We start from the raw sequence: 11,108 nt of genomic DNA on the forward strand, positions 1-11,108 counted from the left end.
GACGAGCCTCCAGATGTTCCTTTTCTGGGAAAGTTATCAGATCGGGGTGGGATCGGACATCCGGGTTGAAGGTTTCGATCGAAAAAGAAGGTTTCGTTCGCGGGTGCGAAGGGCAGGTGAACGATCCGATGAAGATTCCACTGGGCTGCCGGTTGCGAAGCCTGGCTGCGCCCGGATGCCCATGGCGGGGAAGGGCAGGGGAAGCTGGCGGATGCGGTGCTCCGGCGCCGGACGGATGCGGCCGCGGCTCGGGCACAGCTCCCGCACCGGGCAGCTGCCGCAGCGCGGCCGCCGGTCGGTGCAGTGGTCATGGCCCAGGCGCTTGACCAGCCAGTGGTGCCGCTCGATCCGATCGTTGTCCCAATCGGGCGGCAGCATCGCCAGCAGCGGGCCATGCGCGGCCTCGGCGCCGGCGCGGCGCGAGATCAGGCCGAGCCGCTTGGCGATGCGGTGATGGCCGGTCGAGACCGGCAGGGCGCGCAGCCGCAGCCGGCTGAACAGCAGCACCGCGGCCGCGGTCTTCGGCCCGACGCCCGGCAGGGTTCGCAGCCAGGCGATCGCCGCCTCGACGCCGAGCCGGGCCAGGAAGTCCAGCTCCAGCCGGCCGCGCGCGGCCTGCAGCGCCCGCAGCGCCTCCTGCAGCGTCTGCGCCTTGCGGTCGGGCCAGGTGGTGCGGCCGATCAGCCGCTCGACCACCGCCGGATCGGCGTCGAGCAGGACTTCCCAGCGCGGGAAGCGCACGCGCAGCACGCGGAGGGCGGCCATCGCCGCCTCGTCCCGGGTGCGGGCGGACAAGAGCGCCAGCACCAGCACCTCGACCGGGTCCGGATACAGCCAGCGCGGCGGCGGCCCGAAGGCTGCAGCCAAAGCGGCATCGATCCGGATCAGGCGGGCGGGCACGGCGTCGACCATGCCCGAACGCTAGAACAAAATAAGAACAAAGGCGACTCGAATCAGAACCGGCGCGTCGCCTCAGTCGCCCTCACCAGGCCGTATACCCGCCATCCGGCCCGAGGATCGCGCCGGTGAAGAAGCCGGAGGCGTCGGACGCCAGGAACAGGGCGGTGGTAGCGATCTCCCAGGGCTCGCCGCAGCGCGCCATCGGCGTCATCTCGATCCACTGGTCGTACCACTCGGTCTTGGTGCGGCCGGCCAGGGTCATGTCGGTGGCGATGTAGCCGGGGGCGATGGCGTTGACCCGCACCCCGTGCGGCGCCCATTCGCAGGCCAGCGACTTGGTCAGCAGGTGCACCGCGGCCTTGCTGGCGTTGTAATGCGCCTGGCCCTGCGGCTTGTTGACGATGATGCCGGACATCGAGCCGATGTTGACCACGCTGCCGCGCTTGGCCGCCACCATGTGCTTGCCGAAGGCGCGGGCGCACCAGAACACCGCGTTGACGTTCAGGTCCATGACCTTGCGCCATTCCTCGTCGCTGGTCGTCAGCGCGTCGCTGTTGCGGGCCATGCCGGCGTTGTTGACCAGGATGTCGACCCGGCCGAGCCGCGCCCGGACGTCGTCGGCGGCCTTGGTCACGGCGTCGGGGTCGGTGACGTCCAGCTTGATGAACTCGCCGCCCACGGCCTTGGCGGTGTCGGCGCCGATATCCGCCAGGATCTCGGCCACCACCACCTTGGCGCCGGCCTCGGCCAGCGCCTCGCAGGTGGCCCGGCCGATGCCGCGGCCGCCGCCGGTCACCACCGCCACGCGGCCGGAAAGGTCGAATTTCTCGCGGTACATGGTCCTCTCCATCAGATCGGGACTAATTCGGAATCAGGTCGACCGCCCGGTCGGCCACCGCCAGCACCGGGGCGTTGGTGTTGCCGCTGGTCACCCGCGGCAGGATCGAGGCGTCGATGACGCGCAGCCGCTCCACCCCGCGGACATTCAGCGCGCGGTCGACCACCGCCATCGGGTCGCCCTCCGGCCCCATGCGGCAGGTGCCGACCGGGTGGTAGTTGGTCTTGACCGTGCGCCGGCAATGCGCGGCCAGGTCGTCGTCGCTGGCGGTGGCGTCGCCGGGGAAGATCTCGCCGGTCACCATCCGCCGCACCGGGTCGGCCGCCAGCACCCGGCGGGCATAGCGCAGCCCGGCCACCGACAGGCGCAGATCCTCCGGGTCGCCGAAGAAGGCGCAGTCGATCAGCGGCGGGTCGGCCGGGTCGGCCGAGCGCAGCGCCACCGACCCGCGCGCCTGCGGCCGCATCAGGCAGGCGTTCAGCGTCACCCCGTCGGTCGGCGCCACGCCGGTGACGTCGCGGTCGAGATAGACGGTGGGCACGCAGTACAGCTGCAGCTTCGGGTCGCTCTGGTCGTCGCCGTCGGGGTTGATGAAGGCGCAGGCCTCGACGCCCGTCGTGGTCACCGGCCCGGTCTTGAACATCAGGTATTGCAGCCCGGCCAGGATCATCTTCAGGCCGCGGTCCTGGCCGAAATAGCCATAAGCGCCGTTGGTGGCGGCCACCACCGGCACCTCGTGATGGTCCTGCAGGTTGGCGCCGACGCCCGGCAGGTCGGCCTTGACCTGGATGCCGTGCCGGCCCAGCGCCGCGGCCGGGCCGACGCCGCTGAGCATCAACAGCTTGGGCGAGGCATAGGCGCCGGCGGCCAGGATCACCTCGGCCCCGGTGGCGCGGCGGCTCTGCCCGTCCTTGACGTAGTCGACGCCGGTGGCGCGGCCGCGCTCGACCAGGATGCGGGCCACCACGGCGCCGGTCTCGACCGTCAGCTTCGGGTCGCGCAGCACCGGGGCCAGGAAGGCGGCGACGGCGCTGCAGCGGGTGCGGGTGGCGGCGTCGATGGTGTGCTGCATGAAGCCGACGCCGGCCTGCTCGCCGCCGTTGAAATCCGGCCGGTACGGCACGCCCAGGCCCTGCAGCGCCTGGACGAAGGCGCGGCTCATCGCGCAGTGCTGGCCGAGATGCGAGACCTTCAGCGGCCCGTCGGTGCCGTGGAAGGGGGCGCCGAGATGGTCGTTGCCCTCCTGCCTGACGAAATAGGGCAAGAGGTCGGCCCAGCCCCAGCCGGAATTGCCGCCAAGCTCGGCATCCCAGCCGTCATAATCCTGCGGCCGGCCGCGCATATAGACCATGGCGTTGACCGCGCTGCCGCCGCCCAGCAGCTTGCCGGTCGGGATGATCGGCGCGCGGCCGCCCAGCTGCTCCTGCGGCACGGTCTGGTTCAGGGTCAGGTAGGTGTCCCGGTTCAGGAACTTCATGTAGCCGGCCGGCATGTCCAGCAGGCGGCTGCCGCGCCGCCCCCCGGCCTCCAGCAGCAGCACCCGGGCCCGCCGCTCGGTCACCAGCCGGCTGGCGACGACGCACCCGGCGCTGCCGCCGCCGACGATGATGAAATCGTAGCTATCGGCCATGGGTAACAATGCTCACTTCACCGCCCCGAAGGTCAGGCCGCGCACCAGCTGCCGCTGCGACAGCCAGCCCAGCACCAGGATCGGGGCGATGGCCAGCGTCGACGCGGCCGAGAGCTTGGCCCAGAACAGGCCCTCGGGGCTGGAGAACGAGGCGATGAAGGCGGTCAGCGGCCCGGAATCCGGCCCGGTCAGGTTGATGCTCCAGAACGCCTCGTTCCAGCTCAGGATGATGGTCAGCAGCGAGGTCGAGACGATGCCGGGCAGGGTGGTGGGCAGCAGGATGTACAGCATCTCCTGCCACGAGCCGGCGCCGTCGACCCGCGCCGCCTCCAGGATCTCCTTCGGATAGTCGCGGAAGTAGGTGTACAGCATCCACACCACGATCGGCAGGTTGACCAGGGTCATCAGCAGGATCATGCCGAACACCGAGTTCAGCAGGCCGAGGTCGCGGAAGCCCATATACATCGGCACCAGCACGCCGACCGCGGGCATCATCTTGGTCGACAGCATCCACAGCAGGGTGCCTTCGGTGCGCTTGGTCGGGAAGAAGGCCATCGAATAGGCCGCCATGCCGCCGATGATCAGGCACAGCAGGGTCGACCCGAAGGCGATGTAGACCGAGTTCAGCGCGTAGCTGACATAGTTGATGCGCGAATTGACCGCGACGTAGTTCTCCAGCGTCGGGATGAAGAACAGCGACGGCGGCGTGGCGAAGGCGTCGATCTCGGTCTTGAAGCTGGTCAGGACCATCCAGCCGATCGGGAAGAACAGGATCAGCCCGACCGCCCAGCCCAGGATGGTGACGCCGATCGCCTGCTGGCGGCTGCGTTGAATGGCCATGGCTCAGCCCCCCTTGCGCAGGGTGCGGGCCAAAGCGCGCACCAGGAAGAAGGCGACGATGTTGGCCAGGATCACGGCAACCACGCCGCCGGCCGAGGCGCCGCCGACATTGAACTGCTGCAGGCCGTTCCGGTAGACGAGATAGGTCAGGTTGGTGCTGGCCGTGCCCGGGCCGCCATTGGTGGTGACCAGGATCTCGGCGAAGATCGCCAGCAGGAAGATGGTCTGCACCATGATGACGACGCCGATGGCGTGCATCAGATGCGGCAGCACGATGTAGAAGAACATCGCGATCGGCCCGGCGCCGTCGATCCGCGCCGCCTCGCGCTGCTCATGGTCCAGCGACTGCAGCGCGGTCAGCAGGATCAGGATGGCGAAGGGCAGCCACTGCCAGGCGACGATGATGATGATGGCGGCCAGCGGCGCCTGGCTCAGCCAGTCGATCGGCTCGAGCCCGACCGAGCGCGCCACCCAGGTCAGCACGCCGGAGACCGGGTGCAGCATCATGTTCTTCCAGACCAGGGCGCTGACCGTCGGCATCACGAAGAACGGCGCGATCACCAGCACGCGGACGATGCCGCGGCCGAGGAAGGGCTGGTCCAGCAGCAGCGCGATCAGGGTGCCGAGCACCACGGTGATCGCCAGCACGGCGCCGACCAGGATCAGCGTGTTCTGGATCGCGTCCCAGAACGCCGGGTCGGTGAGCAGGAAGGTGTAGTTGCCCAGCCCGACGAAGCCGCGCCGTGCCGGATTCATCAGATTCCAGCGCAGGGTCGAGAAGTAGATCGTCGCCGCCAGCGGCACGAAGGCCCAGAGGGCCAGGACCGTGACCGAGGGGGCGAGGAGCAGCGTCGCCTTGCGCCGGGACGAGGCGATGGCGGCCATGGCGTGCATCCTTTCCTTGCGCGGAAGCGCCGGGGCGCTGGTCCGCTCTCCCTCTCCCCCCGCGGGAGGGGGTTCGGGAGAGGGTGCTCTCGAAGCCGGAGCCGGTGAAGGAAAACAAACCCCGGGCCGATCTCTCCCGAGCCCCCTCCCGCGAGGGGAGGGGGTGGGTTACCGGAAGAGGCCGGGGATCAGGACCTTACTTGTACCCGCCCTGGGTGACGGCCCGGTCGGCGGCGTCCTGCGCGGATTTCAGCGCCGCGTCGACCGTGACCGAGCCGGCGAGGGCGGCGGCGATCTGCTGGCCGACCTCGGTGCCGATGGCCTGGAACTCCGGGATGCCGACGAACTGCACCCCGGTGTAGGGCACCTTCTCGACCGTGGCGTCGTTCGGGTCCGCGGTCTCGATCGCCTTCAGCACGAAGGACGCGAAGGGCGCGGCCTTCTGGTACTCCGGGTTGGCGTAGGTCGAGCTGCGGGTGCCGGGCGGGACCACGGTCCAGCCGTCGCTCTTCGCCACCGACTCGATGTACGGCTTGGACGTGGCCCAGGCGATGAACTGCTTGGCGGCGTCCGGCGACTTGGTCGATTTCGGCACGGCCAGGGCCCAGGACCACAGCCAGTGGTTGCCCTTCGGCGACTTGGCGATCGGCGCCTGGGCGAAGGCGACCTTGTCGGCCACCGTAGAATCCTTCGGGTTGTACAGGTAGCCGGCGGCCGAGGTGGCATCGATCCACATCGCGCATTTGCCGCTGGCGAACAGCGCCCGGTTCTCGTTGTGGCCGTTCGACGGCGCGCCCGGGGGCCCGTAGTTCTTCAAGAGGTCGACATAGTAGGTGATGGCCTCCTTCCACGCCGGGGTGTCGATGGTCGGGTTCCAGCTCTCGTCGAACCAGCGGCCGCCATAGGTGTTCACCAGCGGGCCGACGAAGGCCATGTTCTCGCCCCAGCCCGGCTTGCCGCGCAGGCACATGCCGTAGATCTCGTGCGACGGGTCGTGCAGCTTGGCCGCGAACTCCTTGATCTGCTCGTAGGTCGGCTGGTCGGGCATCTTCAGCCCGGCCTTGTCGAACAGGTCCTTGCGGTAGAAGGTCATCGAGCTTTCGGCATAGAACGGCAGGGCATACAGCTTGCCGTCATGCGAAAGCCCGTCGCGCACCGGCTTCAGCACGTCGTCCAGGTCGTAGTCGGCCGGCAGGTTGTCGACCGGCAGCAGCCAATCCTGGCCGGCCCAGATCGGCACCTCATAGGTGCCGATGGTCAGCACGTCGAACTGGCCGCCATTGGTGGCGATGTCGGTGGTGACGCGCTGGCGCAGCACGTTCTCCTCCAGCACCACCCAGTTCAGCGCGATGCCGCTCGACGCCTCGAAGTCCTTCGACAGGCGCTGCATGATGATCATGTCGGCGTTGTTGACCGTGGCGATGGTCAGCTTCTGCTGCGCCATCGCCGAACCGGACGACAGCAGCAGCGCCAGCGCGCCGGCGCCGGCCAGGGCGTTGCACATCTTCCAGGGCATGGGGGCCTCCTCGGGTTGTTCCTCCAAAGCCGCGTCTGTCGCGGTCTCGCTCTCTTCCGGCGGGAAGCCTACGCCGAATTGGGCGGCGGCGCCTGACGGTTCATCGGGTGAGTTTGTGATTCTGCTCAACCAATGAACAGATGTTCATGCCGCAGCCGGCCGGAGTCAAGCGGAGAGGTGCGGGCCGCTCCACATCATGCGAGCCTGTCCACCCCGCGACTCAGGAAACGGACCCGGCTCCCATGGCGAAATGGCTGCCCGCCGCGCTCGACTACATCCCGCGCTGGCTCGACTTCCAGATGCGGCTGACCGAGCAGCCCGGCTGCGTCGTCGCCATCGCCGAGCACGGGAAAGTGGTCCTGGAGCAGGCCTTCGGCACCGCCGAGCTCGGCCGCAAGGCGCCGCTGACCCCGCGCCACCGCTTCCGCGTCGCCTCGCATTCGAAGACCTTCACCGCCGTCGGGATTCTGAAGTTGCGCGAGCAGGGCAGGCTCGGCCTCGACGACCCGGCCGGCCGCCATGTCGACGGGCTGCCCCCGGCCGCCGCCGCCGCCACCATCGGCCAGCTGCTGTCGCACTCCGCCGGACTCGGCCGGGACGGCGACGACACCGACCATTGGATGGACCGCAAGCCCTTCCTGAACGAGGAAGAGCTGCGCCAGGCCCTGGCCGCCCCGGCGCCGGTGCCGGCCAGCACCCGGTTCAAATACTCCAATCTCGGCTTCGGCCTGCTCGGGCTGGTGATCGAGGCGGCGGCCGGCGAGGCCTATGCCGACTGGATCCGGCGCGAGGTCGTCGCCGCCGCCGGCCTCGCGGAGACGGTGCCCGACCTGCCGTCCCCCGGCGCGACCCCGCTCGCCACCGGCCACAGCGGCAAGCAGCCGCTCGGCCGCCGGGTGCCGATCCCCGGCACCGCCCCGACCAACGCGCTGGCCGCCGCCACCGGCTTCGTCTCCACCGCCCGCGACCTGGTCCTGTTCTTCGGCGGGCTCGACCCCGAGGCCAAGGGCGGCCTGCTCTCCCCCGCCAGCCGGCGCGAGCTGATCCGGCGGCAATGGCGCAACCCGGATGCGGAGCTGGAGCGCCATTACGGCCTCGGCACCTCCCACGGCCGCAGCGGCGATTTCGACTGGTTCGGCCATGGCGGCGGCTTCCTGGGCACCATCACCTGCACCCTGGTGCTGCCGGGGCAGGGGATCGCCGTCTCGGTGCTGACCAATGCGGTGGACGGCCCGGCCAACCCCTGGGCCGAGGGCATCGTCCACATCCTCTCCACCTTCCGGAAGCACGGCGCCCCCACGGCGAAGACCAAGGACTGGACCGGCCGCTGGTGGAGCCCCTGGCGCGCCGGCGACCTGGTGCCGGCCGGCGGCAAGGTGCTGGTCGCCGACCCGGCGCTGACCACCCCCTTCCTCGACACGCCGGAGATCACCCTCGAAGGGCCGGACCGCGGCCGCGTCACCCGCGCCCAGGGCTACAACTCCTATGGCGAGGAGGTCGCACTGGTGCGCGACCGCAAGGGCGCGGTGGCGGAGATCCGCTACGCCGGCAGCCGCATGCTGCCCGAGGCGAAGCTGGCGGCGGAGCTGCGCCGGCGCTACGGCGCATAGCGGCGACCCGTCGCGCTCCCCTGGCACGGCCCGCGCTTTGCGCTATCCTCGGATAGGGAGAGACCGAGGGGAGAACCGTTGCCGTGACGACCGACCAATCCGTGCTGAACCGGATCGAGAAGCTGGTGGCGGAGGAGGAGCGGCTGTGGTCCGGCGGCCGGCCGAGCGACCCCGAGCTGAAGCGGCTGAAGGAGATCCAGGTCGAGCTCGACCGCGCCTGGGACCTGCTGCGCCAGCGCCGCGCCCGCCGCGAATTCGGCCAGGACCCCGACGACGCCCATCTCCGCCCCGCCGGCATCGTCCGCACCTATCGCGACGAGTAGGGGCCGCGACGAGCAGGGGCCGCGACGAGTGAGCGCAGCCGCAACGAAGTGCGGGGTCGCGGCGAACAGCGGCAGGGGGAACCGGTCGAAGGGTGAAGGAGAACCCGATGCGGCGATGGATCCTGGCCGCCTGGCTGCTGCTGGGCGCGCCCCAGACGGTCGCAGCGGAGGTGCCGCCGGTGCTGCAGCCGCCGGGCGCGCGGCTGCTGTTCACCGCCGAGGCCTCGGGCGTGCAGATCTACAAGAGCGTCGCCGAGGCCGGCGGCGCGCCGCATTGGGTGCTGCAGGCGCCGCTGGCCCGGTTGACCGGCGACGGCGGCCGGATCGCGATCTTCCACTATGCCGGCCCGTCCTGGGAGGCGGCGGACGGCAGCAAGGTGGGGCATGACCCGGCGGTGCCGGTGGTCTCGGCGCCGGCGCCCGATCCGGCCGACATTCCCTGGCTGCTGGTCGCGGTGACGGACGACCCGGCGCCGGGCCTGCTGGCGCGGGTGGCTTATGTGCAGCGCCTCGCCACCCATGGCGGCGCCGCCCCCGCCGCCCCGCCGGTGCGGCCGGACACGCTGGTCGGCGTGCCCTACACCGCCACCTACGCCTTCCTGGCCCGGTCCCCGTAGCGCCGCCGGCCCCGTCCGCCCCTGCCGCGACGAGTGAGTGGGCCGGCTCCGGGCTCGAATCCCGGTCCCTCCGCGACCGCACCGACCCATCCTTCCACTCTCCCCCTCCCCTCGCGGGAGGGGGCAGGGGGAGGGGGTTGCCGACGGAGGAGACCGGCCCCGCCGCCCCTTACCCCGCCACGGCGGGCTTGGCCACACCCCAGATTTCCATGGCCCCATCCCACATCATGATGACGGCGACATACAGGATGATCAGCAGCCCGACATAGGCGATCCAGCGGTGGCGGTGCAGCAGCCGGGCGACGAAGTTGGCGGCCAGGCCCATCAGCGCGACGGAGAGGGCGAGGCCGACGACCAGCACCTCGAGGTGGTCGCGCGCGGTGCCGGCCACGGCCAGCACGTTGTCCAGCGACATCGACACGTCGGCCAGCACGATCTGGGTGACGGCCTGGCGGAAGGTCTTGGCCGGGGCTGCCCCCTTCGAGTCCCCCCTCCCCTCGCGGGAGGGGGTTAGGGGGAGGGGGTTCCCTCCACCCGAGCCGGCTCCGCCGTCCTGCTCCAGCGCCGCGGCCTCGGCGGCATGGTCGGCGCGCAGCTCGCGCCACAGCTTCCAGCACACCCACAGCAGCAGGATGCCGCCGGCGAACAGCAGGCCGACGATCTGCAGCAGCTGGGTGGTGAACAGGGCGAAGACGATGCGCAGGCCGGTGGCGGCGACGATGCCCCACAGGATGGCGCGGCGCCGCTCCTCGGCGGCCAGCCCGGCCGCGGCCATGCCGACGACGATGGCGTTGTCCCCCGCCAGCGCCACGTCGATGATCACGACCTGGACGAGGGCGGTGAGCTCGGCGAGCGATAACCATTCGGGCATGGCGGGGGTCCGGGGTGGCGAAGGGGAGATCGTGATGTAGCGCATAGGGAGAAAGGAGGGAACCCGGGGCGGGGAGTTGGCGGTGGCTGGGACCGCGACCCGCAGAGGCGCGGCCGATGGGGACGCCTAGATGTCTTCCCTGTTCATCCAATGTCACCGGTATCGCTATCGAAGGTTCGTACGATTGCCGTCATGCGATCTATAATGCGATCGATGATCTTCCGCCGTTCAAGGATCTTTGGTTTTATGGTCAAGGCTCCGACGACCTCCTCGCGTGGCGGGGTCTGACCCGTGAAGTTGTAGAGTTCGATGAGGTGATCGAGTTGGGCCCGTTTGATACCTTCTGATGCGCAAAGACCGTTCAAGGCTTCTTCCCGCTCACCCTCCCAATAGGAACGAAATACCCCTTCAACGTCGGCGCCTTTGTCGATTTGGAGCATGTTTTGTTGAATGAACTTCTCGATCAATTCGCGCTTGCTGCGAAGCGACGGTTCAGACGCCACGATATCGAGGATATTTCTGAAACGCTGTTCTCTATCGTCATCACTTTCCGGCGCGAGGTTTGTCTCATTCAATAGGTGGAGAATGTAGGAAACATTGATCTTGTCTTGGCGGATTAGCTCTAATTCGAAATCGATATCATCGATGATCGATGCGGATGTGTCTTCTTCGTGTTTACGAGTCTGGTCGTATATGTCGAGATACTTGCTCTTGTAGTCATCGAATGCTTGGGCGCTTAAGGTTAAATCGATCCAATCGAACTGGGCGAAGACGCTCAGCACGTTTCTGATACGCGCTAGCTCCCGGAATGCCCGCACAAATCGTAGTCGCGCATTCTCATCCGCAAGAGTATCGACACTTTCGACAGTCGGTGCGATTGCAAGTAGCACGTCGACGGCAGCGTTGAATTTCCTGACCTGGTCCTCGTACGGCTCGATCAGGATAGTCTCGCTAGGTTCTGTGGACGGATTTGACCAAGATGAAGGCAGCGGTGAGAGCAACGAAGGAGGCGAAGTTTCGTTTGGTCTTCTCGCAGCGTAGGGCGATGCGCTTGAAGCGCTTGAACTTGCCGACGGCC

At 68.8% G+C, this 11,108-nt stretch carries 11 protein-coding genes; 3 read left to right on the forward strand and 8 right to left on the reverse strand.

Annotated features, from left to right (window positions below):
- Positions 1-36: 36 nt before the first annotated feature.
- The 6 genes from ACTOWL_RS15090 to ACTOWL_RS15115 form a co-directional block, all read right to left on the reverse strand.
- Positions 37-912 carry an endonuclease III domain-containing protein gene (locus tag ACTOWL_RS15090; RefSeq protein WP_441322063.1) on the reverse strand — a complete coding sequence of 292 codons (876 nt, stop codon included), beginning with the start codon at positions 910-912 and terminating at the stop codon, positions 37-39.
- Between the two features lie 70 nt (positions 913-982).
- Entirely contained in the window at positions 983-1,738 is a 756-nt protein-coding gene (locus tag ACTOWL_RS15095; RefSeq protein WP_441322064.1) for an SDR family NAD(P)-dependent oxidoreductase, read from the reverse strand.
- Between the two features lie 22 nt (positions 1,739-1,760).
- The gene (locus tag ACTOWL_RS15100) at positions 1,761-3,368 is read right to left on the reverse strand and encodes a GMC family oxidoreductase (RefSeq protein ID WP_441322065.1); all 1,608 of its coding nucleotides are present in this window, start codon (positions 3,366-3,368) and stop codon (positions 1,761-1,763) included.
- 12 nt (positions 3,369-3,380) lie between these two features.
- Positions 3,381-4,208 (reverse strand): carbohydrate ABC transporter permease, encoded by an 828-nt coding sequence (locus ACTOWL_RS15105; RefSeq protein WP_441322066.1) that lies wholly within the window; start codon positions 4,206-4,208, stop codon positions 3,381-3,383.
- A 3-nt stretch (positions 4,209-4,211) separates the two neighbouring features.
- The gene (locus ACTOWL_RS15110; protein ID WP_441322067.1) at positions 4,212-5,093 is read right to left on the reverse strand and encodes a carbohydrate ABC transporter permease; all 882 of its coding nucleotides are present in this window, start codon (positions 5,091-5,093) and stop codon (positions 4,212-4,214) included.
- A 196-nt stretch (positions 5,094-5,289) separates the two neighbouring features.
- Positions 5,290-6,609, reverse strand: coding sequence for an ABC transporter substrate-binding protein (locus ACTOWL_RS15115; protein WP_441322068.1), 1,320 nt, complete (start codon positions 6,607-6,609; stop codon positions 5,290-5,292).
- A gap of 242 nt (positions 6,610-6,851) precedes the next feature.
- Here ACTOWL_RS15115 and ACTOWL_RS15120 point away from each other — a divergent pair, with 242 nt between their 5' ends.
- The 3 genes from ACTOWL_RS15120 (at position 6,852) to ACTOWL_RS15130 (ending at position 9,159) form a co-directional block, all read left to right on the forward strand.
- Positions 6,852-8,219: a serine hydrolase domain-containing protein gene (locus ACTOWL_RS15120; RefSeq protein ID WP_441322069.1), complete on the forward strand. Its 1,368-nt coding sequence runs from the start codon at positions 6,852-6,854 to the stop codon at positions 8,217-8,219.
- 83 nt (positions 8,220-8,302) lie between these two features.
- The gene (locus ACTOWL_RS15125) at positions 8,303-8,542 is read left to right on the forward strand and encodes a DUF2630 family protein (protein ID WP_441322070.1); all 240 of its coding nucleotides are present in this window, start codon (positions 8,303-8,305) and stop codon (positions 8,540-8,542) included.
- 107 nt (positions 8,543-8,649) lie between these two features.
- On the forward strand, positions 8,650-9,159 hold the full coding sequence (locus ACTOWL_RS15130; protein ID WP_441322071.1) for a DUF3455 domain-containing protein: 510 nt from the start codon (positions 8,650-8,652) through the stop codon (positions 9,157-9,159).
- A 169-nt stretch (positions 9,160-9,328) separates the two neighbouring features.
- On the opposite strand, the gene ACTOWL_RS15135 is transcribed toward ACTOWL_RS15130, so the two are convergent.
- Both ACTOWL_RS15135 and ACTOWL_RS15140 read right to left on the reverse strand, forming a co-directional pair.
- Entirely contained in the window at positions 9,329-10,030 is a 702-nt protein-coding gene (locus tag ACTOWL_RS15135; RefSeq protein WP_441322072.1) for a TerC family protein, read from the reverse strand.
- A 143-nt stretch (positions 10,031-10,173) separates the two neighbouring features.
- Positions 10,174-11,108, reverse strand: a 935-nt coding sequence (locus ACTOWL_RS15140; protein WP_441322073.1) for a type I restriction endonuclease subunit R, EcoR124 family, incomplete at its 5' end; no start/stop codon positions are given.

Source organism: Inquilinus sp. CA228 (assembly GCF_052078665.1).
Classification (GTDB): domain Bacteria; phylum Pseudomonadota; class Alphaproteobacteria; order DSM-16000; family Inquilinaceae; genus Inquilinus.

Bases quoted from the DNA above. Each gene is read 5' to 3' on its own strand.
- ACTOWL_RS15130 (WP_441322071.1), top strand. From the start codon at position 8,650: ATGCGGCGATGGATCCTGGCCGCCTGGCTGCTGCTGGGCGCGCCCCAG.
- ACTOWL_RS15120 (WP_441322069.1), top strand. From the start codon at position 6,852: ATGGCGAAATGGCTGCCCGCCGCGCTCGACTACATCCCGCGCTGGCTC.
- ACTOWL_RS15115 (WP_441322068.1), bottom strand. From the start codon at position 6,609: ATGCCCTGGAAGATGTGCAACGCCCTGGCCGGCGCCGGCGCGCTGGCG.
- ACTOWL_RS15110 (WP_441322067.1), bottom strand. From the start codon at position 5,093: ATGGCCGCCATCGCCTCGTCCCGGCGCAAGGCGACGCTGCTCCTCGCC.
- ACTOWL_RS15105 (WP_441322066.1), bottom strand. From the start codon at position 4,208: ATGGCCATTCAACGCAGCCGCCAGCAGGCGATCGGCGTCACCATCCTG.
- ACTOWL_RS15100 (WP_441322065.1), bottom strand. From the start codon at position 3,368: ATGGCCGATAGCTACGATTTCATCATCGTCGGCGGCGGCAGCGCCGGG.
- ACTOWL_RS15095 (WP_441322064.1), bottom strand. From the start codon at position 1,738: ATGTACCGCGAGAAATTCGACCTTTCCGGCCGCGTGGCGGTGGTGACC.
- ACTOWL_RS15135 (WP_441322072.1), bottom strand. From the start codon at position 10,030: ATGCCCGAATGGTTATCGCTCGCCGAGCTCACCGCCCTCGTCCAGGTC.
- ACTOWL_RS15090 (WP_441322063.1), bottom strand. From the start codon at position 912: ATGGTCGACGCCGTGCCCGCCCGCCTGATCCGGATCGATGCCGCTTTG.